Source organism: Pseudomonas sp. YNh, assembly GCF_037993085.1.
Lineage (GTDB): Bacteria > Pseudomonadota > Gammaproteobacteria > Pseudomonadales > Pseudomonadaceae > Aquipseudomonas > Aquipseudomonas putida.
Window position 1 is genome coordinate 51,878 of sequence record NZ_JBBMRJ010000021.1, and the last position, 26,062, is coordinate 77,939.

At 62.8% G+C, this 26,062-nt stretch carries 23 protein-coding genes and 1 pseudogene; 9 read left to right on the forward strand and 15 right to left on the reverse strand.

The features are described 5' to 3' along the window. Position 1: 1 nt before the first annotated feature. The 11 genes and pseudogenes from WF331_RS20250 to gloB all read right to left on the reverse strand — a co-directional run bounded on the left by WF331_RS20250 (position 2) and on the right by gloB (position 14,824). The gene (locus WF331_RS20250; protein WP_340623240.1) at positions 2-2,932 is read right to left on the reverse strand and encodes an aminotransferase; all 2,931 of its coding nucleotides are present in this window, start codon (positions 2,930-2,932) and stop codon (positions 2-4) included. 222 nt (positions 2,933-3,154) lie between these two features. Further along, a complete protein-coding gene (locus WF331_RS20255; RefSeq protein WP_016498726.1) occupies positions 3,155-3,730 on the reverse strand; it encodes a PIN domain-containing protein in 576 nt (191 codons plus the stop codon). Next, complete coding sequence (locus WF331_RS20260) at positions 3,727-4,194, reverse strand: helix-turn-helix domain-containing protein (RefSeq protein ID WP_016498727.1); 468 nt, start codon at positions 4,192-4,194, stop codon at positions 3,727-3,729. Before WF331_RS20260 ends, WF331_RS20255 begins: the two co-directional genes overlap by 4 nt. A 182-nt stretch (positions 4,195-4,376) precedes the next feature. Beyond that, positions 4,377-4,640 (reverse strand): annotated as a pseudogene (locus WF331_RS20265) (DUF3077 domain-containing protein). A gap of 238 nt (positions 4,641-4,878) precedes the next feature. Next, positions 4,879-6,489, reverse strand: coding sequence for an ABC transporter ATP-binding protein (locus WF331_RS20270; RefSeq protein WP_340623241.1), 1,611 nt, complete (start codon positions 6,487-6,489; stop codon positions 4,879-4,881). Position 6,490: 1 nt separating this feature from the next. Then, positions 6,491-7,510, reverse strand: a complete 1,020-nt coding sequence (locus WF331_RS20275) for an ABC transporter permease (protein WP_016488246.1) — start codon at positions 7,508-7,510, stop codon at positions 6,491-6,493. Between the two features lies 1 nt (position 7,511). Further along, positions 7,512-8,585: a microcin C ABC transporter permease YejB gene (locus WF331_RS20280; protein ID WP_016498730.1), complete on the reverse strand. Its 1,074-nt coding sequence runs from the start codon at positions 8,583-8,585 to the stop codon at positions 7,512-7,514. 1 nt (position 8,586) lies between these two features. Next, positions 8,587-10,422 carry an extracellular solute-binding protein gene (locus WF331_RS20285; protein WP_284364467.1) on the reverse strand — a complete coding sequence of 612 codons (1,836 nt, stop codon included), beginning with the start codon at positions 10,420-10,422 and terminating at the stop codon, positions 8,587-8,589. Next, positions 10,419-12,248: an extracellular solute-binding protein gene (locus tag WF331_RS20290; protein WP_016498732.1), complete on the reverse strand. Its 1,830-nt coding sequence runs from the start codon at positions 12,246-12,248 to the stop codon at positions 10,419-10,421. Before WF331_RS20290 ends, WF331_RS20285 begins: the two co-directional genes overlap by 4 nt. A gap of 265 nt (positions 12,249-12,513) precedes the next feature. After that, the gene (locus WF331_RS20295; RefSeq protein WP_016498733.1) at positions 12,514-13,944 is read right to left on the reverse strand and encodes a lytic transglycosylase domain-containing protein; all 1,431 of its coding nucleotides are present in this window, start codon (positions 13,942-13,944) and stop codon (positions 12,514-12,516) included. Positions 13,945-14,044: 100 nt separating this feature from the next. Beyond that, the gene (gloB, locus tag WF331_RS20300) at positions 14,045-14,824 is read right to left on the reverse strand and encodes a hydroxyacylglutathione hydrolase (protein ID WP_063424465.1); all 780 of its coding nucleotides are present in this window, start codon (positions 14,822-14,824) and stop codon (positions 14,045-14,047) included. 85 nt (positions 14,825-14,909) lie between these two features. Between gloB and WF331_RS20305 the strand changes: the two genes are divergently transcribed. From WF331_RS20305 to WF331_RS20320, 4 genes are all read left to right on the forward strand, one after another. Further along, positions 14,910-15,683 carry a class I SAM-dependent methyltransferase gene (locus WF331_RS20305; protein ID WP_016498735.1) on the forward strand — a complete coding sequence of 258 codons (774 nt, stop codon included), beginning with the start codon at positions 14,910-14,912 and terminating at the stop codon, positions 15,681-15,683. A 15-nt stretch (positions 15,684-15,698) separates the two neighbouring features. Then, positions 15,699-16,145 (forward strand): ribonuclease HI, encoded by a 447-nt coding sequence (gene rnhA, locus WF331_RS20310; RefSeq protein WP_016498736.1) that lies wholly within the window; start codon positions 15,699-15,701, stop codon positions 16,143-16,145. 51 nt (positions 16,146-16,196) lie between these two features. Next, complete coding sequence (dnaQ, locus tag WF331_RS20315; RefSeq protein ID WP_016498737.1) at positions 16,197-16,955, forward strand: DNA polymerase III subunit epsilon; 759 nt, start codon at positions 16,197-16,199, stop codon at positions 16,953-16,955. A gap of 175 nt (positions 16,956-17,130) precedes the next feature. Further along, positions 17,131-19,380: an Orn/Lys/Arg family decarboxylase gene (locus WF331_RS20320; RefSeq protein ID WP_340623246.1), complete on the forward strand. Its 2,250-nt coding sequence runs from the start codon at positions 17,131-17,133 to the stop codon at positions 19,378-19,380. On the opposite strand, the gene WF331_RS20325 is transcribed toward WF331_RS20320, so the two are convergent. Next, the gene (locus tag WF331_RS20325; protein ID WP_016488235.1) at positions 19,364-19,582 is read right to left on the reverse strand and encodes a hypothetical protein; all 219 of its coding nucleotides are present in this window, start codon (positions 19,580-19,582) and stop codon (positions 19,364-19,366) included. The genes WF331_RS20320 and WF331_RS20325 overlap by 17 nt on opposite strands. Before the next feature lie 157 nt (positions 19,583-19,739). Here WF331_RS20325 and chrR point away from each other — a divergent pair, with 157 nt between their 5' ends. After that, complete coding sequence (gene chrR / locus WF331_RS20330; protein ID WP_016498740.1) at positions 19,740-20,300, forward strand: class I chromate reductase ChrR; 561 nt, start codon at positions 19,740-19,742, stop codon at positions 20,298-20,300. Between the two features lie 120 nt (positions 20,301-20,420). On the opposite strand, the gene WF331_RS20335 is transcribed toward chrR, so the two are convergent. Beyond that, the gene (locus WF331_RS20335; protein WP_340623242.1) at positions 20,421-22,493 is read right to left on the reverse strand and encodes a TonB-dependent receptor family protein; all 2,073 of its coding nucleotides are present in this window, start codon (positions 22,491-22,493) and stop codon (positions 20,421-20,423) included. 220 nt (positions 22,494-22,713) lie between these two features. Here WF331_RS20335 and WF331_RS20340 point away from each other — a divergent pair, with 220 nt between their 5' ends. From WF331_RS20340 to WF331_RS20350, 3 genes are read left to right on the forward strand one after another with little or no spacing between them, the layout of a single operon-like run. Then, positions 22,714-22,962, forward strand: a complete 249-nt coding sequence (locus WF331_RS20340) for a helix-turn-helix domain-containing protein (RefSeq protein WP_041167982.1) — start codon at positions 22,714-22,716, stop codon at positions 22,960-22,962. An 11-nt stretch (positions 22,963-22,973) separates the two neighbouring features. Then, positions 22,974-23,321 (forward strand): head completion/stabilization protein, encoded by a 348-nt coding sequence (locus WF331_RS20345; RefSeq protein ID WP_016498743.1) that lies wholly within the window; start codon positions 22,974-22,976, stop codon positions 23,319-23,321. Then, on the forward strand, positions 23,314-23,676 hold the full coding sequence (locus WF331_RS20350) for a hypothetical protein (protein WP_016498744.1): 363 nt from the start codon (positions 23,314-23,316) through the stop codon (positions 23,674-23,676). The genes WF331_RS20345 and WF331_RS20350 overlap by 8 nt, the downstream gene beginning before the upstream one ends. Here the strand turns inward: WF331_RS20350 and WF331_RS20355 are convergent. Further along, positions 23,673-24,065: a helix-turn-helix domain-containing protein gene (locus WF331_RS20355; RefSeq protein WP_174370023.1), complete on the reverse strand. Its 393-nt coding sequence runs from the start codon at positions 24,063-24,065 to the stop codon at positions 23,673-23,675. The genes WF331_RS20350 and WF331_RS20355 overlap by 4 nt on opposite strands. 179 nt (positions 24,066-24,244) lie before the next feature. On the opposite strand from WF331_RS20355, the gene WF331_RS20360 reads away from it, so the two are divergent. Further along, a complete protein-coding gene (locus WF331_RS20360; protein WP_016498746.1) occupies positions 24,245-24,508 on the forward strand; it encodes an ogr/Delta-like zinc finger family protein in 264 nt (87 codons plus the stop codon). An 81-nt stretch (positions 24,509-24,589) separates the two neighbouring features. Here WF331_RS20360 and nuoN read toward each other — a convergent pair whose 3' ends face one another. Beyond that, entirely contained in the window at positions 24,590-26,059 is a 1,470-nt protein-coding gene (nuoN, locus tag WF331_RS20365) for an NADH-quinone oxidoreductase subunit NuoN (RefSeq protein WP_016498747.1), read from the reverse strand. Positions 26,060-26,062: the final 3 nt, after the last annotated feature.

Here is a 26,062-nt window from a genome sequence, read left to right on the forward strand (position 1 = left end):
CTTACAGGCCTTCGCCCAGCACTCGGTCAATGCAGTCGACAAAGTAGTCCACGCTCGCCCGGGTGGTGCACATCGGTGGCTTGATCTTGAGGATATTCAGGTAGTCCCCGGTCGGCTGCATGAAGATGCCCAGGTCACGCAGGCGATTGCACAACGTCATGGTCTCTTCGGTGGCCGGCTCCAGGGTTGCGCGGTCGCGAACCAGCTCCAGCCCCAGGTAGAAGCCCGAGCCATGTGCCGCCCCGGCCAGTGGGTGCTTGTCGACCAGCGCCTGCAGGCGGGCCTTGAAGTAGCGCCCGGTGTCGCGGGCGTTGTCCCACAGGCCTTCTTCCTGCATCACGTCCAGCACCGCCATACCGATGCGGCAGCTGACCGGGCTGCCACCGGCCGAGGAGAAGAAGTAACCCTCGGCCTCCAGCGCCTCGGCGATTTCGCGGCGGGTGATGACCACGCCCAGCGGCTGGCCGTTGCCCATGCCCTTGGCCATGGTGATGATGTCGGGCACCACGCCCTGCTCCTCGAAACCCCAGAAGTATTCGCCCAGGCGGCCATAACCCACCTGCACTTCGTCGGCGATGCATACCCCGCCACGGGCGCGGACCTTGGCATAGGCATCGCTCAGGTAGCCGGCCGGCAACGAGATGCCGCCGGCATTACCGTACACCGGCTCGCAGATGATGCCCGCCAGCTGGCGGCCACGGGCATCCAGGTCAGCCAGTTTGGCGTCGACGTCCTGCAGGTAGTCCGCGGCGCTGTCGGCACCGCGGAAACGCCCGCGGAAGGTGTTCGGTGCCTCGACCGGGTGCACCCAGTCCGGGCGGGTTTCCAGGGCTTGCGGGTTGTCGGCGATGGACGTGGAGATGGCATCGGTGGCCACCGACCAGCCGTGGTAGGCCTCCAGCACGCTGAGCAGGTCACGCCCGCCGCTGTAGGCCCAGGCCAGGCGAATCGCCAGGTCGTTGGCTTCTGTGCCGCTGTTGACCATGAACACCCGGTCGAAACCTTCGGGTGCCAGCGCCAGCAGGCGCTCGGAGAACTCGGTGATGGCGGCGTAGTGGAAGCGCGAGTTGGTGTTCAGCAGCGACCACTGCCGCGCCGACTCGGCGACCATGCGAGGGTGGCCATGCCCTAGCACCGCGACGTTGTTGAGCATGTCCAGGTATGAACGGCCCTGCATGTCGATCAGGTAGTTGCGCCAGCCGCGTTCGATGTGTGGCGGCTGCGCGTAGTAGTGCTTCTGCGAACGGGCGAAGCTGGCGTCGCGGCGGGCCAGCAGGGCTTGCGGATCGGGTAGCGGCTGGGCATCGCAATCGAAGCCCAGCAGCGCGGCTGGCGACGGGCACAGGGCCAGCCAGGCGGCAGCGTGTGACGGGGTGGCGAAGAATGGCGGCTGGATGCCGTCGTCCAGGCACACCTGTATGCTGAGGAAACCACAGCTGTTGCCCAGGGACTGGCCTTTTTCCACGGCTTGGCCTTCTGCCGGTGCGTTTTCCAGGCCGTGCAGCCACAAAGCCCAATGCGCGGTGCGCAGGCAGCCACGGCCGTCGCCGTGTCGCTGCCAGGTGCCGGGTGCTGGCGCTTGCACCAGGGTACCGTTGGGCAGGTGCAGCTCAACGCCGAGGGCGCAGGTGGCGGGCTCTTCGGGGCGGTCGATGTGGGTTTGCGACAGGCGATATTGCCCGTGCAGGCTGCAGGCCGGAGCGGCCTGCGAAGCCAGCAGACGCTGGTCGAAACCGGGCTGCTCCCAGTTGCCGGCCTCGCAGTGTGTGCTGAGTACCCCCAGGTCCACCCGTGTTACCGCCTGCCTGGCCAGCTCGGGGAGCAGGGGTGCGCAACCGTTGAAGTCCGGCGCCTTGGGTTGCAGGCCCGCAGCCTGCAGGATGGCCGCCTCCATCAGGGCGATGGGCACGGCGGTGGCAGTGTTGAAAATTTCCCATTCGTGGGCAATGTTGTCGCGGGTGTACTGGTTGCCCGGGTCGACGGCGAGCTGCTTTTCACTGCTCAGCACCAGTACGGCAGCGCGGTTCAGCACCAATGGCCACAGCGCGCGCAGTTCGGCCTCGGTCAACGGGTTGAGCGCCTGGTAGGCCCGCACGGCTGGCAGGATGCGCAGTGGGTCGCCCTCGGCGTGGTGCAACAGCGCAGCGCAGGTTACCGACAGGTCGGCGATGCGCCAGGTGCGCAGCAGGTCGCCGAAATCGATCACGCCTTGCAGTTGCCACTGGCGCTGGGCATCACGGGCCCACACGGTGTTGTCGTCGGTGATGTCCAGGTGCACGGCCTGGCTTGGCAAATCATCAACCAGCGGCATCAGGCGCTCTCGGGCCTGGCGGGTGGCGTGTTCGATGCGGGCGCGCTGCCCGCTGTGCTGCAGTACCGGCAGCAGATGATCGATCAACGCCTGGGCATGCTGCGGGTCCCATTGCAGGGTGCGCGCAAGGCCTGGGTGGTCGAAGCCGGCCAGGGCCTTGTCCAGCTTCGCACAGAGCCCGCCCAGCTCAGCCATCAGGTGTGGCTCCATGTGCTTGAGACGGGTCAGCGGCTGCCCTTCGATGTAATCGAGCAGCCGCAGGCGCAGTGGTTGTTCGTCGATGTCCAGTTCCAGCAACCCCATGCCGTTGTGGGCCAAGCGTACGGCGGGTACCGGCAAACCCTGCTCGCGCAGGAAGGCCAAGGCGGCGTGCTGCGCTTCAAGTTCCAGCTGGGCATAGCTGCCATGGCAGGCCTTCATCACATAGCCACCCTGGGGCGTGGTCACGCGAAAGTTCAGGTCTTGCTGGCTGCCCAGTACCGAAAGGTTGCCGGCAACGCCGTAGTGGGCCTGAAGCACGGCGTGGGCGTGGGTTTCGCTCAGCGTTGGGCTGGGCCGGCCAGAGCGCTGTATCAGCGTGGCCAGGGCAGGGGAAGCGGGCGGGTTTTGTGGGCTGGACATGGCTCTACCGTTGGTACTTGGGGTTGACGGTGAAGAATTTATGCCCGAATCGATTGATGATGGAAGACGATTGTTGTCAGAAAAATTGATCACTGCCCTTGATTTCTGGTTGCGAGGCGAAGAGCGGGGTAACCCAGAAAAATTTTCTGGGTGTTCGGGGCTGCATCGTTATTGCTTGCCGGCTAATCGCCTTGCTCCCCAGAAAGCCACTGCTGAGAGTACTCACAGGAGGAACTTGAATCCTGAAAGCAATTTCACTGTCTCGGGAAGCTTCTGCTGAAGCAGCCTGTCGAGATACTGCTGCACGCTATGAGGTGGGTTCTTCAACGATATTCGCTGGCGCTGGGCAGCTTCGAGGACTGCTGCCTTGTCCAGGTCCCACAGGTCAGCGATGAAGTCGTCCGGATGCAAGGGTTCAATATCGAAGACCCCGAGAACCGACTTGGGAAAATCCTTCAAATTGAAGGTGACGATGACCGAGGCGTTGCACTTTATTGCTGCTGCGAGGACATGTCGATCATCCTCATCTGGCAAGTCCAGTCCTTCGACCGGTGAATCGTAGTCAGTGACGAGTGCATCTGGTACCGCAGCATCCATCAGCGACGACGTGCGATCCACATGTTCAGGCGTAAGGTCAGGTCGGTTGAGTAGCAGATTGCGCTTCCACTCGTCATGAATGCCCGCTGACCAGCGTGCCCGGTAAATACCCGTCAGCGCCAGGTTCATCAGGAAATCACGCAGGGGAGCAGGGTAAAGTACGTTCGCGTCGTATATGGCCGTGAAGGGCGAGTGCTTCATTCGTACCCCATCTTCAATTCCTGAGCTTGGGCTGCCAGCGCATCCATTGCAGCGCGGCTCACCCCGTCACGTTGGTCCTTGTAGGCAACCAGGTCGGAGAATCTGACACGCCGATGGCGGCCCGTCTTGGTGTGCGGAATCACCGCTTCGTCGAGCAGCTTTACCAAGTGCGGCCGGGAGACGTTAAGCAGGTCTGCTGCTTCCTGGGTCGTCAGTTCGGCGTGGATTGGGACGACTTTGACCGAGTTCCCCAACGCCAGCTCGCTGAGAATCTCGCCGAACAGGCGTAGGGCGAAAGTAGGCACTTCAACAACCTGGCGCTGATTTTCCTCGTTGAGCAGTTCGATCCGTTGGGTATCTGATTTTGTCGAGAGGAACGCCGCTAGCGTGCGGCTTGACTCGACAGACACGGCAATTTCTTTTTCATCAGGAAGAACATTGCGAGAGAGGTTGGCGGTTGTCATGAGCATCTCCAGAGCGGTATCGATTGCGGGGCTGTGGCGACGATGCAACAGCCTGAGTTCGAGTTATATTCGAAATATTCGAAAATCGCAATAAACGAAACGACCGGTTGAATGGAGGGTTGCTCGGAGGAGTGGATGACGTTCGATGGGGGACAGCCAACGGGGCCCCGGCAACCTCATCCTCAGCGCATCATGCCCAGCTCGGCGTCATCCATTAGTACCTTGGCCATGTCGCTCAGATAATGCGCAGCCCAGATCATCATCGGCTTTTCATCCATCAAGCCGGTAATAGGCAGCTCGCAAACATAACCCATCAATTCCGAAGACTGCTCGCGGGCGTCCCTGCAGGGGATGCCTGGCTCGATGCGGAACAGTGGGTGGGTGCCGTTTTCGCCTTGTTAGGAGGTGGTTTTGCCGACGGTGAACTGGGTGTCTTCTGTTGTCATTGTTCAATCCCCTGAAAAATCTCTAGTGCCTGCGCCGGCCCTTTCGCGGGCATGCCCGCGAAAGGGCCGGCCTTTGCAGCACGTTGATCAGCCTTAGGGCGAAGTTCTGGGCTCAGCGGGTATCTGTACCTTGATCAATGCCGACTCAAGCAAAACCCGCAGCGCCTCCAGCTCATGCATCGAGGTCATCACCAGGATCGAAGCCGGGGATTTTGGCCGAAGCAGCAGCCCCCCAAAGCTAACCAACGGCATTCACCTCTAAAAACGCCGCCTCCAGCAACTGCCGTGTATACGGATGCTGCGGCGCATGGAAGATCGCCTGCGCATCCCCTTGCTCCACCACCTGCCCATGCTTGATCACCATCAACTGGTGACTCAGCGCCTTGACCACCGCCAGGTCATGGCTGATGAACAGGTACGTCAGGTTGTACTTTTGCTGCAGGTTACGCAGCAATTCCACCACTTGCCGCTGTACGGTGCGGTCCAGCGCGGAGGTGGGTTCGTCCAGCAGGATCAGTGCGGGCTTCAGCACCAGCGCCCGGGCAATGGCGATGCGCTGGCGTTGCCCGCCGGAAAACTCATGGGGGTAGCGATGGCGCGTGCGCGGGTCCAGGCCTACTTCCTCCAGGGCCGCGATAATCGCCGCTTCCTGTTCCTGCGCGGTGCCAATGCCGTGAATGCGCAGCCCTTCACCCACAATGTCCGCCACGCACATGCGCGGGCTCAGGCTGCCAAACGGGTCCTGGAACACCACCTGCATTTCCCGCCGCAGCGGCCGTACGGCCTTCTGGTTCAGCCCTTGCAGGTTCTGCCCATGGAAGCGGATGCCGCCCTGGCTGGAAATCAGCCGCAGGATCGCCAGGCCGAGCGTCGACTTGCCCGACCCGGACTCCCCGACAATCCCCAGCGTCTGCCCTTGCGGCAAGCTGAAGTTGACCCCGTCCACGGCCTTTACATGGTCAACCGTGCGCCGCAGCAGCCCCTTCTTGATCGGGAACCACACCTTGAGGTCATCCACCTCCAGCAGCGGCGAGCCCACCGGGTTGTGCGCCGGCAGCCCGCTGGGCTCGGCATTTATGAGCATTTGGGTGTAGTAGTGCTGTGGCGAGCTGAACAGCGTGGCGCATTCGGCTTGCTCTACAATTTGCCCGCGCTGCATCACGCACACGCGGTGGGCGATGCGACGCACCAGGTTCAGGTCATGGCTGATCAGCAGCAGCGCCATGCCCAAGCGCGCCTGCAGTTCCTTGAGCAGGTCGAGAATCTTCAGCTGCACGGTCACGTCCAGCGCCGTGGTCGGTTCATCTGCAATCAGCAGTTCCGGCTCGTTGGCCAGTGCCATGGCGATCATTACCCGTTGGCGCTGCCCGCCGGATAGCTCGTGGGGCAGGGCCTTCAAGCGTTTGTGCGGCTCGGGAATGCCGACCAGGTCCAGCAGCTCCAGGGTACGTGCGGTCGCTTCCTTGCCGGTCAGGCCCTTGTGCAGCAGAAGGATTTCGTTGATCTGCTTCTCGATGCAGTGCAGCGGGTTGAGCGAGGTCATCGGCTCCTGGAAGATCATCGCAATGCGGTTGCCGCGAATGCGCTGCAGGGTCTTCTCGTTCTGCTGCAGCAGGTCCTTGCCTTCGTAGCGGATGCTGCCGCTGGGGTGGCGGGCCAGGGGGTAGGGCAGCAGGCGCAGGATCGAGTGCGCGGTGACCGATTTGCCCGAGCCACTTTCGCCCACCAGCGCCAGCGTCTCGCCTTTGCGGATGTCAAAGCTGATGCCATCCACCACCCGGTTGACCTGGTCCCCGGTCACGAACTCCACGGCCAGGTCCCGCACTTCGATCAGGTTCTGTTCACTCATGTCACTTCCTCGGGTCGAAGGCATCGCGGGCGGATTCGCCGATGAACACCAGCAGGCTCAGCATCAGCGCCAGCACGGCGAAAGCGCTGATGCCCAGCCACGGCGCTTGCAAGTTGGACTTGCCCTGCGCCACCAGCTCGCCCAGCGATGGCGAACCGGCAGGCAGGCCGAAGCCGAGAAAGTCCAGGGCGGTGAGGGTGCCGATCGCGCCGGTGAGAATGAATGGCATGAAGGTCATGGTCGAGATCATGGCGTTGGGCAGGATGTGCCGGTACATGATCGCGCCGTTGCGCATGCCCAACGCACGGGCGGCGCGCACGTATTCCAGGTTACGCCCACGCAGGAATTCGGCGCGTACCACGTCCACCAGGCTCATCCACGAGAACAGCAGCATGATACCCAGCAGCCACCAGAAGTTGGGCTGCACGAAGCTGGCCAGGATGATCAGCAGGTACAGCACCGGCAGGCCCGACCAGATTTCCAGAAAGCGCTGCCCGGCCAGGTCGACCCAGCCGCCATAGAAACCTTGCAAGGCACCGGCGATGACGCCGACGATGGAGCTGGCCACGGTCAGGGTAAGGGCGAAGAGCACCGAAATGCGGAAGCCGTAGATCACCCGCGCCAGCACGTCGCGGCCCTGGTCGTCGGTGCCCAGCCAGTTGTCCGTGGAGGGTGGCGCCGGGGCGGGCACGCGCAGGTCGTAATTGATGCTCTGGTAGCTGAACGGGATTGGCGCCCACAGCACAAAGCTGTCTTTCTTGGCCAGCAGTTCGCGGATGTACGGGCTCTTGTAGTTGGCCTCCAGCGGGAATTCGCCGCCGAAGGTGGTTTCCGGGTAGCGCTTGAACGCCGGGAAGTACCATTCGCCGTCGTAACGCACGGCAACGGGCTTGTCGTTGGCGATCAGCTCCGCGCCGAGGCTCAGGCCGAACAGGATCAGGAACAGCCACAGCGACCACCAGCCACGGCGGTTGGCCTTGAAGCGCTCGAAGCGCCGGCGGTTGAGGGGGGACAAGGCCATGTCAGTGCTCCCGGCTCGCGAAGTCGATGCGTGGATCGACCAGGGTGTAGGTCAGGTCGCCGATCAGTTTCACCACCAGCCCCAGCAGGGTGAAGATGAACAGGGTGCCGAAGACCACCGGGTAGTCGCGGTTGATAGCCGCTTCGAAACTCATCAGGCCCAGGCCGTCAAGGCTGAAGATGACCTCGATCAGCAAGGACCCGGTGAAGAAGATGCCGATGAACGCCGACGGGAAGCCGGCTATCACCAGCAGCATGGCGTTGCGGAACACGTGGCCGTACAGCACCCGTGGCCGGCTGAGGCCCTTGGCCTTGGCGGTGACCACATATTGCTTGTTGATCTCGTCGAGGAAGCTGTTCTTGGTCAGCAGGGTCATGGTGGCGAAGTTGCCGATGACCAGCGCGGTGATCGGCAGTACCAGGTGCCAGAAGTAGTCCAGCACCTTGCCGGTGGTGCTCAGCTCGTCGAAGTTGTTGGAGGTGAGGCCACGCAGCGGGAACCAGTCGAAGTAGCTGCCTCCGGCGAACAGCACGATCAACAGGATGGCGAACAGGAACGCCGGGATGGCGTAGCCGACAATGATCGCCGAGCTGGTCCACACGTCGAAGTGGCTGCCGTGGCGCACCGCCTTGGCGATCCCCAGCGGGATCGACACCAGGTACATGATCAGCGTGCTCCACAGCCCCAGCGAGATCGACACCGGCATCTTCTCGACAATCAGGTCGATCACCTTGGCATCGCGGAAGAAGCTGTCGCCGAAGTCCAGCTGGGCGTAGTTCTTGATCATGATCCACAGGCGCTCGGGCGGCGACTTGTCGAAGCCGTACATGCGCTCGATTTCGGCGATCAGCGCCGGGTCCAGGCCCTGGGCGCCGCGGTAGTTGGAGCCGGCCACGGAAACCTCGGCGCCGCCACCGGCAATGCGGCTGGTGGCGCCCTCGAAGCCTTCGAGCTTGGCGATCATCTGCTCTACCGGGCCACCGGGGGCGGCCTGGACGATGATGAAGTTGATGACAAGGATACCGAACAGGGTCGGGATGATCAGCAGCAGGCGCCGCAGGATATAGGCCAGCATGTTAGTTGGCCTCGTCCGCAGGGGCGTCGTTCACCGCCGGGGTTACCCCGGGCTTGATCCACCAGGTGTCGATGCCGATGTCGTACTTGGGCGACACTTTCGGGTGGCCGATGTGGTTCCAGTAGGCCACGCGCCAGGTCTTGATGTGCCAGTTGGGGATCACGTAGTAGCCCCATAGCAACACGCGGTCGAGGGCGCGGCAGTGGTCGATCAGGCTCTGGCGAGAGTCGGCGTTGATCAGCTCTTCCACCAACTGGTCGATGGCCGGGTCGCGCAGGCCGATGAAGTTGCGGCTGCCGGGGTTGTCGGCGGCGGCACTGGACCAGAATTCGCGCTGCTCGTTGCCCGGCGAGTTGGACTGCGGGTAGCCGCCGACGATCATGTCGTAGTCCCGTGAACGCAGGCGGGTGATGTACTGGGAAACGTCGACCCGGCGGATGCTCAGGTCGATGCCCAGGTCGGCGAGGTTGCGCTTGAACGGCAGCAGAATGCGTTCGAATTCGGTCTGCGCGAGCAGGAACTCGATGCTTACCGGCTTGCCTTGGGCGTCGACCATCTTGTCGTCGACGATTTTCCAGCCGGCTTCCTGCAGCAGCTTGTAGGCCTGGCGCTGCTGCTCGCGGATCATCCCGCTGCCGTCGCTGACAGGGTTCTTGAAGGCCTCGGAGAATACCTGGTCAGGGACTTTGCCACGCAGCGGCTCGAGGATTTTCAGCTCGTTGGGGCTGGGCAGGCCGTGAGCGGCCATTTCCGAGTTGTCGAAGTAGCTGCCGGTGCGGGTGTAGGCACCGTTGAACAGCTGCTTGTTGGTCCACTCATAGTCCAGCAGCAGGCTCAGCGCCTGGCGCACACGCACGTCCTGGAACACCGGGCGGCGGATGTTGAAGATGAAACCCTGCATGCCGGTGGGGTTGCCGTTGGGCAGCTCTTCCTTGATCAGGCGGCCTTCCCGCACGGCGGGCACGTTGTAGGCGGTGGCCCAGTTCTTCGCGCTGACTTCCAGCGCATAGTCGAACGCCCCGGCCTTGAGCGCCTCCAGGGCAACGGTGGTGTCACGGTAGGAGTCGAAGGTCATGGCATCGAAGTTATAGAGCCCGCGATTGATCGGCAGGTCCTTGGCCCAGTAGTCCTTGACCCGCTCGTAGCGCACCGAGCGCCCGGCCTTGACCTCGGCAACCTTGTACGGGCCGCTGCCCAAGGGGATTTCCAGGTTGCCGCGGTTGAAGTCGCGGTTTGCGTACCAGTGCTTGGGCAGTACGGGCAACTGGCCGAGAATCAGCGGCAGCTCGCGGTTGCCCTTGTGCTTGAACCTGAACAGCACCTTCAGCGGGTCTTCGGCGACCACTTCGGCGACGTCGGCGTAGTACTGGCGGTACAGCGGCGCACCGTCCTTGATCAGGGCATTGAAGGTGAACACCACGTCTTCGGCACGCATCGGTTGGCCGTCGTGGAAGCGGGCTTCGGGGCGCAGGTAGAAGCGCACCCAGCTGTTGTCCGGGGCTTTCTCGATTTTGCCGGCCACCAGACCGTACTCGGTGAACGGCTCGTCCTGGCTCTGGCGCATCAGGGTGTCGTAGATGCTGCCGATGTTCTCGGCCGACACGCCTTTGTTGATGAACGGGTTGAGGCTGTCGAAGCCGCCGAAGCTGGACTGGCGGAAGGTGCCGCCCTTGGGGGCGTCGGGGTTGACGTAGTCGAAGTGCTTGAAATCGGCTGGGTACTTGGGTGGCTCGTCGTACAGAGTGAGCGCGTGCTGCGGTGCGGCCAGGGTGGGAAGGCTCAGGCAGGCGAGCAACAGGCTGCATGCCAGCCGGCGCAGACGGTGCGTTGGCGTCATTGGGCTTTCTCCGAAGTCTTGATCCACCAGCTGTTCAGCCCAAGGGTGTAGGGCGGTGTGGTGACGAAGGCGAACCGGTTGCGGTAGGCCAGGCGATGATTGTCGAGGTACCAGTTGGGGATCATGTAGTACTGCCATGAGAGCACGCGGTCCAGGGCGCGGGCGGCGGCGACCTGGTCGTCGCGGGTGCGTGCGGCAAGCAGGGTGTCGAGCAGGTGGTCGACCACCGGGTCCTTGACCCCAGCATAGTTCTTGCTGCCCTTGGTGGCGGCCTGGCTGGAATGGAAGTACAGCCACTGTTCAAGGCCCGGGCTCAGGGTCTGGTTCAGGGTCATCAGAATCATGTCGAAATCGAACTGGTCCAGACGTTGTTTGTACTGGGCACGGTCCACGGTGCGCAAGCGTGCATCGATGCCGATGCTGGACAGATTTTCGACATAAGGTTGCAGGATGCGTTCAAGGTTGGGGTTTACCAACAGCAGTTCCATGCGCAGTTGCTGGCCCTTGCTGTCGACCAGGCGCTGGCCGTTCAGCTTCCAGCCAGCCTCGGCAAGCAGGCCCAAGGCCTGGCGCAGGGTCTGGCGGCTGATGCCGCGGCCATCGGTGTGGCTGACCTTGTACGGTTCGCTGTACAGCTTGGCCGGTAACTGGTCACGGAACGGCGCCAGCAACAGCCACTCCTTGCCGGTGGGCAGGCCACTGGCAGCGAACTCGCTGTTGGGGTAGTAACTGGTCGAGCGGCGGTAGGCGCTGCTGAACAGGGCGCGGTTGGTCCACTCGAAGTCGAGCATCAGCCCCAACGCCTGGCGCACCCGCGGGTCGCTGAAGGTGGCCCGACGGCTGTTCATGAACAGGCCCTGGGTTTGCGTGGGGATCTGGTGCGGGATCTGCGCCTTGATCACTTCGCCACGGCGCACGGCCGGGAAGTTGTAGCCGTTGGCCCAGTTCTTCGCCTGGTGCTCGATGTAGATGTCGAATTCGCCAGCCTTGAACGCTTCGAAGGCCACCGTGGCGTCGCGGTAGAACTCGTATTCCACGCGCTTGAAGTTGTACTTGCCACGGTTGACCGCCAGGTCCTTGCCCCAGTAGTTCTTGACCCGCTCGAACACCAGGCGGCGCCCGGGTTGTACCTGGGTGATGCGGTAGGGGCCGCTGCCCAAGGGGGGCTCGAAGGTGGTGGCCTTGAAGTCGCGTTTTTGCCAGTAGTGCTTGGGCAGCACCGGCATTTCGCCCAGGCGCAGGATCAGCAGCGGGTTGCCCGCGCGCTTGAACACGAAACGGATGCGCAGCGGGCCGAGGATGTCTACCCGTTGCACTTCCTGCAGGTTGGTGCGGTAGATCGGGTGGCCGTCCTTGAGCAGCGTGCGGTAGGAAAAGGCCACGTCTGCCGAGGTGATCGGCTGGCCGTCGTGCCAGCGGGCTTCCGGGCGCAGGTTGAACACCACCCAGCTGCGGTCCTCGCTGTATTCGACCGAACGGGCGATCAGGCCGTAGCTGGAGGTCGGCTCGTCACCCGACGGGTCGTACTGACCGGTGCCGACCATCAGCGGCTCGTTCAGCTCGCTGATACCGTACTGCTGGAAATTGGGCGTGGTGATCGGGCTCGACCCCTTGAAGGTGTAGGGGTTGAGGGTATCGAACGTGCCAAAAGCCATGGCGCGCAAGGTACCGCCCTTGGGCGCTTGCGGGTTGACCCAGTCGAAATGGGTGAATGTGGCTGGGTACTTGAGCGTGCCGAACTGCGCGTATCCGTGGCTTTCGCTCACCATCGCGGCTACGGGGAAGCTCAAGGCCAGGCTGATTGACAGCAGGAGGGGACGTATCAAGTCGGCATCCGATCCAGAGGCGTTGGGCTTTGATCGGGTACAGTAACAGCTTGGTGGGGTTGGAAAAAGAGAGGTTTTGAAGGAGGAAGTGGCGGCGCGGTCCGGTGCATGCTGTTGGGGGAGACACTGTACCTGTGGGAGCGGCCTTGTGTCGCGAAAGGGGCGCGGAGCGGCCCCAGAATTTCAGCTTCGCAGCGCGTATCGCCGGGGCTGCTTCGCAGCCCTTTCGCGACGCAAGGCCGCTCCCACAGCTCCGCGTACTAGATCAATGCGAGAGGTAGACGGTCAGGGTCTGACCTGGCTTGAGGGCGTGGCCGCTGCGTGGGTTCCAGCGCTTGAGGTGCTGCATTTCCACGTTGAAGCGTTTGGCCACCAGGTACAGTGAGTCGCCCTTGCGCACCTTGTACTGGGTGGAGCGCTTGCCGGATGCCGCTACCCGGTTACCGGCAGCGCTCGGCCCTTTGCCACCGCGCAGGGCCAGCACCTGGCCGGCCCGCAGGCTGTTGCCGGACAAACGGTTCCAGCGCTTGATGTCACTGACCGAGACGCGATTGGCCTTGGCGATCGCGCCCAGGTTGTCGCCGCGTTTGACCCGGTAGCTGCGCGCCGCCACCGGTGCCTTGGCTTCGGCCACGGCGCGGGCGAACACGGCCTTGTTCGGTTGCAGGCTGACCAGTTGCTCGGGCTTGAGGTTGGACAGGCTGTCGCTCAGCAGCTGCGCCTTGGCCGTCGGCACCAGCAGTTGCTGCGGGCCGTCCACGGTCATGCGCTTCTTGAAGGCCGGGTTGAGCTGGATCAGCTCGTCCTCGTCGATGTTGGCAAAGGCCGCCACCCGCGACAGGTCCAGGCGATCATTGATGGCGACCGCTTCGAAGTAGGGCTCGTTGGCAATCGGGTTCAGGTTCACGCCATAGGCTTCAGGCGTGAGCACTACCTGCGACAGGGCCAGCAGCTTGGGCACATAGTCGCGGGTTTCCTGAGGCAGCGGCAGGTTCCAGTAGTCGGTTGGCAGGCCGAGCCGTTCGTTGCGCTCCATGGCGCGGCTCACCGTGCCTTCGCCGGCGTTGTAGGCGGCCAGGGCGAGCAGCCAGTCACCGTTGAACATGTCGTGCAGGCGGCTCAGGTAGTCCAGTGCGGCGTTGGTCGACGCGGTGATATCGCGGCGGCCATCGTAGAAATTGGTCTGGCGCAGGTTGAAGTGGCGGCCTGTCGCTGGCATGAACTGCCACATGCCGGCAGCACTGGCGCGTGAGTAGGCCATCGGGTTGTAGGCACTTTCGATGGCGGGCAGCAGGGCCAGCTCCAGCGGCATGTCGCGCTCTTCAAGACGCTCGACGATGTAGTGCAGGTAGAGGCTGCCGCGCTCGCCGGCACTTTCGATGAAGGTCGGGTTGCTGGCGAACCACAGGCGCTGCTGCTCGATGCGCGGATTGACGTCGATGCTGTCCTGCAGGGCAAAGCCCTGGCGCATGCGCTCCCAGACATCCTGCGGTGCCTGCTCGGCCGGCTTGACCAGCAGCGGTGCAGGCTTGTGCTTGATCCGCGCCTGGTAGTTGTGCGCGCGAACGCTTTCGGATTCGTCAAGCTGACGGGTGCTCTGGCAGCCCACCAGGGTGGCGGCCAGAGCCAGCGCACTGATTTGGGCCAGGCGCGTCAGGGCGACGGAATGAGAGGTTCTGCGGCTACGGGAAGACATCGGCTGAGACAGGTATCCGGGCGAAAAATTTCGGCGATTCTAGAAACCGCTCCGGGCCTGGTCAACCTTTGACCATCGATTGCGATATATCTTGAGGTTATCAGAAGGTGTCCTTCCAAGACCTCAAGGCAGCAAAAACAGTGACCTGCGAGTCGTTTGGATGTCCCTTCCATTCGTCTGCTTTTTGTTTAACTAATGTTTCAGAGGTACGCAGGAAGGGGTTGGTCAGGCGTTCCAGGCCAATCGTTGATGGCAAGGTGATGCGATTGTCGGCGCGTAAACGGGTAACGTCCTCGAACCGCTTTAGAACGTGCTGGTTGGTGGGTTCCACCGCCTTGGCAAAGCGCAGGTTGCTGAGGGTGTATTCGTGGGCGCAGTACACTTCGGTGTGGGCCGGCAGTGCCGCCAGGCGGGCGAGGGCCGGTTGCATCTGTTCGGGTGTACCCTCGAACATGCGCCCGCAGCCGGCGGCGAACAGGGTGTCGCCACTGAACAGCACTGGCGTTGCCGGTTGGTCGCTGAAGAACGCGATATGCCCCAAGGTGTGGCCAGGGACTGCCAGTACCTGGAACGTCACGCCCAGCACCGTCACCTGGTCGCCTTCGTCCAGGGCCACGTCGCGGCAGGGAATCCGCTCGTTGGCAGGGCCGCACACCCGTGCGTTGGTCAGTTGCCTGAGCCGTTCCACGCCGCCGACATGGTCGTTGTGGTGGTGGGTGATCAGGATGTCGCTGAGCACCCACTCTGGGTTGGCCGACAGCCAGCGTTCCACCGGGCCGGCGTCACCCGGGTCGACCACCGCGCAGCGGCGTTTGGCAGTATCCTGTAACAACCAGATGTAGTTGTCGGAGAAAGCGGGGAGAGCATCGATCTGTATCATGGTGCGGATCCGATTCGCCTAGCGTGGCACATGAAGGCATCTTAGCCGCGATGGCGCGGTGGGAGAACCTTCGAGGGAGAGCGCAATGACCGACCAAGCTTTTGCCCAGGCTGACCCGGACTGGGTCAAGCTGATCAGCCTGGCCCGTGAATGGTTCAATGGCCCGATCGGCCAACTGATGCTCAAGGAAGAGGAAAAGCTGCTGGAAGAAGAGCTCGGCCGCTTCTTCGGGGGCTACCTTGTGCACTACGGCCCCTGTGCGGAGCCGCCGCCCAGTGCCCCCCAGGTGCAACGCAACGTGCGCCTTGGGGCGCCGCTGCCGGGCGTGGAAATTGCCTGTGAAGAGCAGGCCTGGCCGCTGAGCGAGCACGCCGCCGATGTGGTGGTGCTGCAGCATGGCCTGGATTTCAGCCTGTCGCCCCATGGCTTGCTGCGCGAGGCCGCCAGCGCCGTGCGCCCGGGCGGGCACCTGCTGATCGTCGGGATCAACCCGTGGAGCAGTTGGGGCATGCGCCATTTCTTCAGCCATGGTGCCTTGCGCAAGGCGCGCTGCATCTCGCCGTCGCGGGTAGGCGACTGGCTCAACCTGCTGGGCTTCGCGCTGGAGAAACGCCGCTTCGGGTGCTATCGTCCGCCGCTTGCTTCACCGGCCTGGCAGCAGCGCCTGGCGGGTTGGGAGCGGATGGCCGGCGGCTGGCAGAGCTCCGGTGGCGGGGTGTACCTGCTGGTGGCGCGCAAGATGGTGGTGGGCCTGCGGCCGTTGCGCCCGGAACGCCGCGAGCCGATGGGCAAGTTGCTGCCGCTGCCGCTGGCCAAGGTGAACCGCACGGCGGTCAACCCTGAAACTGACAAGCACTGAATTCAAGAGTGGTACATGAGCGATAGCGTCGAAATGTTTACCGATGGTGCCTGCAAAGGCAATCCTGGCCCAGGTGGCTGGGGGGTCCTGATGATCTACAAGGGCGTCGAGAAGGAACTGTGGGGCGGCGAGCGTGAAACCACCAACAACCGCATGGAGCTGATGGCGGCGATCCAGGGCCTGATGTCGCTGAAGCGCGAATGCGAGGTGGTGCTGACCACCGACTCGCAGTACGTGATGAAGGGCATCAACGAATGGATGGTCAACTGGAAGAAGCGCGGCTGGAAGACCGCAGCCAAGGAGCCGGTGAAGAACGCCGACCTGTGGCAGCAGCTCGATGAGCAGGTCAACCGCCACAAGGTGAGCTGGAAGTGGGTGCGCGGCCATATCGGCCACCCTGGCAACGAACGCGCCGACCAGCTGGCCAACCGTGGGGTCGATGAGGTGCGCGCCCAGCGTTGAGCTGGGGTACAATCGCGGCCTTTGTAACTGATGCAAGTTGGAGCGCCCCGCGTGGAGCAGCAGCAAGATAAGCGGTTCGTCATTCTCGATACCGAAACCACGGGTATGCCGGTCAGCGAAGGCCACCGGATCATCGAGATCGGCTGTGTCGAGGTGCTCGGTCGGCGCCTGACCGGGCGGCACTTCCACGTCTACCTGCAGCCGGACCGCGAGAGTGACGAGGGCGCTATCAACGTCCACGGCATCACCGACACCTTCTTGGTCGGCAAGCCACGGTTTGGCGATGTAGCCGAGGAATTCTTCGAATTCATCCAGGGCGCCACGCTGGTCATCCATAACGCGGCGTTTGACGTTGGCTTCATCAACAACGAATTCGCCTTGTTGGGCCAGCAGCATCGCGCTGACATTTCGCAGCATTGCACCATCCTCGACACCCTGTTGCTGGCGCGCTCGCGCCACCCAGGGCAGCGCAACAGCCTGGATGCGCTGTGCAAACGCTACGACATCGACAACTCGGGCCGTGAGCTGCACGGCGCATTGCTCGACTCGGAACTGCTGGCTGACGTCTACCTGGCGATGACCGGTGGCCAGACCAGTCTGTCGCTGGCGGGCCATGGCGCAGACGCCGAGGGTGATGGGCAGGGCGCTGGCGGCAGCGAGATCCGCCGGATTGTCGGGCGTACGCCGGGGCGGGTGATCATGGCCAATGCCGAAGAACTGGAGGCGCATGCCGAGCGGCTGGCTGCCGTTGCCAAGTCGGCGGGCGGGCCCTCCATGTGGCAGGCCCTTACCGAGGCAGCGGCTGGCTGATTTTTAGCCTGTACCGCCCTCTTCGCGGGTGAACCCGCTCCCACAGGTACTGCGCAAGGCTTGAGTGCAGTGGGGTTCCCTGTAGGAGCGGGCGTGCCCGCGAAGAGGCCGGCCCTGAGAACACAGGTTCAACTATCCTGAAATGGACGCCATGTCCTTCGGAGGTAGCCACCTGATGTACAAGGACCTCAAGTTCCCGATCCTCATCGTCCACCGCGCCATCAAGGCGGACAGCGTTGCCGGCGAGCGCGTGCGGGGCATCGCCGAGGAGCTGCGCCAGGATGGCTTCGCCATTCTCGCCGCCGCCGACCATGCCGAAGCCCGCCTGGTTGCCGCCACCCACCACGGCCTGGCCTGCATGCTGATCGCTGCCGAAGGCGTTGGCGAGAACACCCACCTGCTGCAGAACATGGCCGAGCTGATCCGCCTGGCCCGCCTGCGCGCACCCAGCCTGCCGATTTTCGCCCTGGGTGAACAGGTAACCCTGGAAAACGCCCCGGCCGAGGCTATGAGCGAGCTTAACCAGCTTCGAGGAATCCTCTACCTGTTCGAGGATACCGTGCCGTTTCTCGCCCGCCAGGTGGCGCGCGCCGCACACACCTACCTCGACGGCCTGCTGCCGCCGTTCTTCAAGGCCTTGGTGCAGCACACTGCGCAATCCAACTATTCCTGGCACACCCCGGGCCATGGCGGCGGCGTGGCTTACCATAAAAGCCCGGTGGGCCAGGCTTTTCACCAGTTCTTCGGGGAAAATACCCTGCGCTCGGACCTGTCTGTTTCCGTGCCGGAACTCGGCTCGTTGCTCGACCACACCGGGCCGCTGGCAGAAGCCGAAGCCAGGGCGGCGCGCAACTTCGGCGCTGACCATACCTTCTTCGTCATCAACGGTACTTCCACCGCCAACAAGATTGTCTGGCACGCCATGGTCGGTCGCGACGACCTGGTGCTGGTGGACCGCAACTGCCACAAGTCGGTAGTACACGCGATCATCATGACCGGCGCCATTCCGCTGTACCTGTGCCCGGAGCGCAACGAACTGGGCATCATCGGCCCGATCCCGCTCAGTGAATTCAGCCCCGAGGCAATCGCGGCGAAGATACTGGCCAACCCCCTTGCCCGCGATCGTGGGCAGCGAATCAAGCTGGCGGTAGTGACCAACTCCACCTATGACGGCCTGTGCTACCACGCCGGTATGATCAAGCAGAGCCTGGGTGCCAGTGTCGAGGTGCTGCATTTCGACGAGGCCTGGTTCGCCTATGCGGCGTTTCATGACTTCTTCACCGGGCGCTATGCCATGGGCACTGCCTGCACGGCAGACAGCCCGCTGGTGTTCAGTACCCATTCCACCCACAAACTGCTGGCCGCCTTCAGCCAGGCCTCGATGATCCATGTGCAGGACGGGGCAAGGCGTCAGCTGGACCGTGACCGCTTCAACGAAGCGTTCATGATGCATATCTCGACCTCGCCGCAGTACAGCATTCTCGCCTCGCTGGACGTGGCCTCGACCATGATGGAAGGGCCGGCCGGGCATTCGCTGCTGCAAGAGATGTTCGACGAGGCGCTGAGTTTTCGTCGTGCCCTGGCCAACCTGCGCGAGCACATTGCTGCGGAGGACTGGTGGTTCAGTATCTGGCAGCCGCCGCGTACCGAAGGTACCCAGCGCCTGGCCGCGCAAGACTGGTTGCTGCAACCGGGGGCGGAGTGGCATGGCTTTGGCGAGGTGGTGGGCGACTATGTGCTGCTCGACCCGCTCAAGGTGACCTTGGTGATGCCGGGCCTGAGCGCGGGGGGGGGGCTGGGCGAGCATGGCATCCCGGCGGCGGTGGTCAGCAAGTTTCTCTGGGAGCGGGGGCTGGTGGTGGAGAAAACCGGCCTGTACAGCTTCCTGGTGCTGTTCTCCATGGGCATTACCAAAGGCAAGTGGAGCACTTTGCTTACGGAGTTGCTGGAGTTCAAGCGCCACTATGATGGCAATACAGCCCTGAGCAGTTGCCTGCCGAGTGTGGTGGCAGCCGATGCTTCACGCTACCAGAGGATGGGGCTGCGCGACCTGTGTGAGCAATTGCATGACTGCTACCGCGCCAATGCCACGGCCAAGCAACTGAAGCGGCTGTTCACGCGCTTGCCGGAGGTGGCTGTGAGCCCGGCCCGGGCCTATGACCAGATGGTGCGTGGCGAGGTGGAGGCGGTGCCGATCGAGGCGCTGCTGGGGCGTGTGGCAGCGGTGATGCTGGTGCCGTATCCGCCTGGTATTCCATTGATCATGCCGGGCGAGCGGTTCACCGAGGCGACCCGCTCGATACTCGATTACCTGGCCTTTGCCCGGGCATTCAACCAGGGCTTCCCCGGTTTTGTCGCCGATGTGCATGGCCTGCAGAACGAGAGCGGCCGTTACACCGTGGACTGCATCACGGAATGCGAATGATCTCGACGCCGCTGCGCGCCAGTTCGAAACGGTTTTCACCGAGGTGGTTGACCTTGTCGCCGATGGCCAGGCGGTAGGTGGTGATGGGGGCGCCCAGCGTGCTGCCGTCAAGTTGCAGGGTTGATTCCTGGAACTCGTGCACGGGGTAGATACGGCCTTCGGCGTCACGGGCGTGGAATTGGCCGACCATTACTGCTGCCATTTGGGTGGAAACCTCTGAATTACGTAGAAAATGTCTGAAGGCATAGACCGTGGAACAGCCTCGGAAGTTTTCACCCTGCGGAAAAAAAACCAAAGCGCCGAGGAACGGTCATCTATAACTACAACGTCCCTTTACCCAGCAAAGGTTGGAAATTGCCATGAGCCAGGTGTATTCGGTAGCGGTTGTCGTGGGTAGCTTGCGCAAGGAGTCGTACAACCGCAAGGTCGCCCGCGCACTTTCGGAGCTGGCGCCGTCCAGCCTTGCCCTGAAGATCGTCGAGATTGGCGATTTGCCGTTGTACAACGAGGACGTCGAGGCCGAAGCGCCGCCGGAGGCGTGGAAGCGGTTTCGCGAGGAGATCCGTCGCAGTGATGCGGTGTTGTTCGTCACGCCAGAATACAACCGATCAGTGCCGGGCTGCCTGAAAAATGCCATCGATGTGGGCTCGCGGCCGTACGGGCAAAGTGCCTGGAGTGGCAAGCCGACGGCGGTGGTGAGTGTATCGCCCGGGGCCATTGGCGGCTTTGGCGCCAACCATGCCGTGCGCCAGTCGCTGGTGTTTCTGGACATGCCGTGCATGCAGATGCCCGAAGCCTACATTGGCGGTGCCGCAAGCCTGTTCGACGATTCGGGCAAGCTCAACGACAAGACCCGGCCGTTCTTGCAGGCGTTTGTCGACAAGTTTGCTTCGTGGGTGAAGCTGAACAGGGCGGTTTGACGCGGTCTTTGCAGAAGCAGTGCGCTGCGAAGAGGCCGGCATAGACGCATACTGATGCGTGATCTGTACCGGCCCTTTCGCAGCACAAGGCTGCTCCTACAGAACAGTGCGCTGCATGTTCTAGCGGAAGCTGTAGGAAACGCCGGCATAAACGCCAAACCCTTCGCCCGGCGTAGAGCGGGCGTTGTCCTTGCCGGCATCGTTGTAGGTGGGTGTCACCGTGGCCGCATAGCGCTTGTTGGTCAGGTTGCGCAGGTCCAGCCAGGTCTGCCAGTCGTGTTTGGGTGAATTCCAGCCCAGGCGCGCGCCGAGCAAGGCATATTCATCGGCGTGGTAGCTGTTGGCATAGTCCACCTGCACCTTCGACGCCATTTGTGTGTTGACCCCGGCATAGAAGCCACTCGGCCAGTCATAGCGCAGTTCGGCCTGGTAGTAGTGCATGGGGATGCCGGGCAGGCGGTTGTCGCCAAACTTGTCGTCATCACGGTAGTGGAAGTCGCTGAACGTATAGGCCTGGCGCAAGCTCAGCTTGCCGGTGCCGGCGCTTTCCCACAGGGTGCTGTCGAGGCCGGCCTCCACGCCCTGGTGCACGGTAGCGCTGGCGTTGAACTCCGAGGTGAAGTTAGGCACCACCTCCACGGCCAGCAGTTCGTGGCGCACTTGCGAGTAGTACCAGGCGAGGTCCCAGCGGCCAAGCGCCGAGTCGCCACGCGCGCCCAGCTCCAGGGTAGTGGCAGTCTGGTTCTGCATCTCGATCGGCTGGATCTGTTTGCCGCCTGTGCTGGGCGCGCTCCAGATCAGCGACCACGGGTGTGGCGGTTCTACCGAGCGGCTGAGGTTGCCGTACACCTGCAGGTCCGGGCGGATGTCGTAGCGCAGCCCCAGGCGCGGTGCGTAGTCCCAGTCATGCATGCTCACCTTGCCACCTTCGGCCGGGTAGGTCACGGCACTTTCGCGGCGGGTGTAGATCATCGCAAGACCCGTGGTCAGCCACAGGTCCGGGACCAGTTCCAGGTCGTTGCCGACATGCAGCACGGTGTCCGAGCCCTGGTAGGTGAAGTCACGGGTGCGCGCGCCGAATACATCGCCATCGCGGGTAAATTGTGAAGCGCCACTGTTGGGCAGGTGCTTGGTGGTGCGCCAGCCGATGGTCGTCTTGCTTTCGTGACCAAGCAGCGTGTCGCGGCGGAAATAGTTCAGCGTGCCGCTGACATCGGTATAGGCCACCTTCAGGCGCATCGGACCTTCACGCAGGTCCATGGGGTAGTCGTGATAGACCAGGCCGGCTTCCAGGCGCGCATCGTCGTCGAGGTAGAAGGTGGTCTTGTTGCCCACCCAGGTGCTGCCTGGTTGCGGGCGGCTGTCGTCGCGGGCCAGGTAAGCCGGGTTGGCCGCACGCGGGTGGTGCTTGATCTGGTCTTTGGTCAGGCGCCCGGCCAGTTCGTTTTCGGTCTCCCGGTAGCGCAGGTAGAAGCGGGTTTCCAGGTTCGGGTTGAAGCGGTAGCCGACATTGGCAGCAATGCCCTTGGCACTGCCGCTGCTGTGCGCCTGATACCCGTCATATTCCGAGTCGGTCAGGGCCACGTAGTAGTCGATATTGCCCAGCACTTGCCCCGAGCTGATGTGCCGGTGCTGGTAACCGCGGCTGCCGACCTCGTAGCGCACCTGCAGCGGTGCGGCGTCGTAGCCGGTGTGGGTGACGTAGTTGATCGCGCCGCCCAGCGCCAGGGCACCCTGGTCGAAACCATTGGCGCCCCGCAGCACTTCGGCACGGCTCAGCCATAGCGGCTCGAACAACTCGTAGGGTGTGCCGCCCGGGCCAGTCAGTGGCAGGCCGTCGAACATCGTGTACACCCCGGAGCCATGGGCCCCCGGCGCGCGGTTGATGCCCGAGCCGCGGATCGACAGTTTGATGCCATCGTTGCCCGCCGATTGGGCGAATACGCCGGGCTGGTAGGCCAGCACGTCCTGGTTGCTGGCCACTCGGCCTTGCCCCACGCTTTGCATGTCCACCAGGTTGCTGGCGCCTGGCACCTCCCGCAGGCGTTCGCTGGCAGCTGTCAGGTCGTTCTGCTCCTCATCGGTGATCAGCACCTGGCCCAATTCGACCGAGGATGCTGCCAGGGCGGGCTGGGCGGCAACAAAGGCAGCCAGCAGGCCAAGGCAGGACGATGGGGAAAAAACGGAACGCATTGTACGACTCCAGGCGAAAGACGAATGGACAACGGCGTTGAGACGAGCGAAATGGCGCTTGGAGCACGAAGAAACTCAGCAAATCTTGCACTGCTTTCGTCAGACGCTTTTGTACGAAAGTTCTTTACAAGCCGCACCGGTGGAGCGAGGCGGCATGGGCTTCGTAAGGTGGTTGCAGACCGGCAGCGATGCCTCGCTCAATCACCCGTGGAGTACCCGCATGACTGACAACGCACTACACCCACAGCAACCCCCGGCGCACGCCCCGGTTCGCCTGACGCCACGTGAACGGCAAGTGCTGTTGTGGTGTGCCTACGGCAAGAGCTCGTGGGAGATCGGCCGGATCCTTGAATGCAAGGAGTCGACGGTGAATTTCCACGTGTCCAACATCCTGCGCAAGTTCGATGTGCCTACCCGGGTGGCGGCAGTGATCAAGGCCATTCGCTACGGCATGCTGGCCGAGCAATGAGGGGGTGAGGTATGAGCAACGACCCTCGGTTACCGCGTTATGCCGACAGCCATGACCCGTTCTGGCCACGGGTGGACCTTGGCAGGCTGCGTGAGCGCCTGAACCTGACATGGCCCGTCAGTGAGGCCGCCCTGGAAGTCGCCGCACGTTGTGCCGCCATCGATGCCGCGCGGGAATTTGCGCGCTGGCGCGCGGTGTTGCGAGAGCGGGGCTACAAGCGCCTGGAGGATGTGGCCGGGCATGACCAAGGGCGCGCTTTGCGGGTGTGCTACGTCCGCTTTGTCGAGGCCGCAGTCATGTACAGCCTGGGCGCGAGCTCATGTTTGACCAATGTGCGTCGGAGGGCTGCTCATGCCTGAGGCATCTGTTATCGACCGCTTGGCCCTGGGGCTGATTGAACTGCTGAGCGTGGATGGCAGTGTGTTGTTTGCCGCGCTGCTGGGGGCTTTGCTGGTGGGCGCGGCGCGCGACCGCTTGATCACCAGTGCGACCAGTCGCCTGACGCTGGGCAAGAAGCTGTTGCTGGTGTTTGTGACCGTGGGTGTGGGGCACCTGTTCGAGCCGCTGGTTTCGTCATTGGCGCCCTTGTTGACCCGTGGCATGGCGGCATTCGTTGCTGCCGTGGTGGTGATCCCCATCAGCCTCAAGGTCATGGTCTGGCTGGATACGCTCGATCCGCGCGAACTCATGCAGCGCTGGCGGCGCCGAGGTTAGCCGCTGGCGGCTTTGGGCAAGTGACTGGTCAGTTCGCTCAATTGCTGTTCCAGCTGCTGGATGCGTTGCTTGTCCTTGATCAGCAGCAGGATGGCCTGGCGATCACCTGGCGCCAACGTGCGCAGCCGGTCGAGCATGTCGAACTCCCAGCCTGCCTCACTTTGGCATACCGGGCGTTGGTCCCCTTCGCCCAACAGCAACCAGTCCAGTGAGCACGCATGCTGTCTGGCTAGATCTATGCAAAGTGAGTATGGGACGCTGTCGCGAACTTTCCAGCTGCTCAGCGTCTGCGGGCTGACCGACAACGCACGAGACAGCTCGGCATCAGTCTGGGCGCCAGTAAGAAGCTTAAGGCGCGTGAGCACCTCAGCAAGTACGTGAGTACTCATAACAAATATCCATGACTGGTTTAATGATATTCCATGGGCTTAAACTACTCGTTATGAATACAGCCCTGCGTTTTAAGGAGCACTTCTGCAATGAGAACCATCAAATTGAAGAATACACCCACAGTTGCAGCCAATACTGACACACAGGTTGGCCTGGGCAATGCTAGCAGGTACTTGCCGTGAGTACTTACAAGCTGGTTTGCCCGCATTGCCATAGCCGGATGCGCATACGCACTAGCGAAGGGCGCCATATTTTCTTGCGTATCGCTTATTTGCAATGCACCACTGAAGCGTGCGGCTGGTCAGTACGCGCCGAATTCGAAATGACCCATGAACTATCCCCCAGCGGGATGCCTAATCCGGAAGTGTACCTGCCTTCGGCCAATGGCGATTTGCGCAAGGCCGCTCTGCCTGGGGCAGGCCAGGCCAGCCCGGGTGAGTGAGGCTTCATAGGGGGCAGGCAAATAAATGCGCCGATAAAAAAACACCCCGCATAGGCGGGGTGTTTTGTAATGCCGAGGCGATCAGCCGATCAGTTGCAGGCCGGCTTGCTGAACCAGTTCCAGCAGCGGCTGCGGGTAGACGCCGAGCACGAAGGCAACAATGGCGATGGCCAGCAGCATGACGCCACCGGTGCGCTGTTCCCACTTCAGCGGGGCGTCGTGGCGACGCAGGTTAGGCTCGACCAGGTACAGGGTGACCATGACGCGCAGGTAGTAGTAAACGCCGATGGCGCTACCGATCACCAGGGCACCGACCAGCCACCACAGGTGCGACTCGACGCCGGTGGCGATGATGTAGAACTTGCCGATGAAGCCAGCGGTCAGCGGGATACCCGCCAGCGACAGCATCATCACGGTCAGTACCGCGGTCAGGTACGGACGGCGCCAGAACAGGCCGCGGTACTCGTACAGGGCATCGGCGTCACGCCCGCCATAAGGCGAGGACATCAGGGTAATGACACCGAAGGCACCCAGGCTGGTGATCACGTAGGTGACCAGGTACACGCCCATGGCTTCCAGGGCCAGGCCCTTGCTGGCAACCAGGGCAATGACCAGGTAGCCGAAGTGGGCGATGGACGAGTAACCCAGCAGGCGCTTGAGGTTGCTCTGGGTAAGCGCCAGCAGGTTACCGACCAGGATCGAGGCCACGGCAATCACCGCCAGTACGGTGCTCAGCACGCCGCTGCTGGCAGCAGGGGAGAGCATGAACAGGCGCACGACAACGGCGAATACTGCAACCTTGCTGGCGGTTGCCAGGAACGCGGCGACCGGCGCCGGGGCGCCTTCGTATACGTCCGGGGTCCACAGGTGGAACGGTACCAGCGACAGCTTGAAGGCCAGGCCGACCAGCATCATGCCCAGGCCCAGCTGGGCCACCAGGCTTGGCATGCTGGTGGTTGCCAGGGCTTTGCCGATCTGGTCGAAGCTCAGGCTACCGGCATCCGCGTACAGCAGGGCCATGCCGAACAGCAGGAAAGCCGAGCCGGCGGCCGACAGCACCATGTACTTGATGCCGGCTTCCAGTGATCGCTTGTTGAAGAAGGCGTATGCCACCAGGCCGTAGACCGGTACCGACAGCAGCTCCAGGCCGATGAACAGCCCGGCCAGGTGGTTGGCGCTGACCAGCACCAGGCCACCGAGGGCCGACATCAGCAGCAGCAGGTACAGTTCTTCACGGTTGCCCGGGAAGCCCTTGGAGCCTTCGCCGAGGTAGGCGTGGGCCAATGTCACGCACGCCAGCGTCGCCACCAGGATGATCGCCATGTACAGGCAGGCGAACTTGTCGATGGTGATCAACGGGGTGACCGCCAGCGGCGCTACTTTCAGCGCCGGCAGGATCGACAGCAGGGCCAGGTTCAGGCCCACGGTGGACAGCAGGAAGGTCTGCGAGTGGTTGCGCTTCCAGGCGATCGCCAGCATCACCACCACCGTGGTGATGGTGGTGATCAGCATCGGCGCCAATGCGATGAAGTGTTGAGTGGTGAATTCCATAGC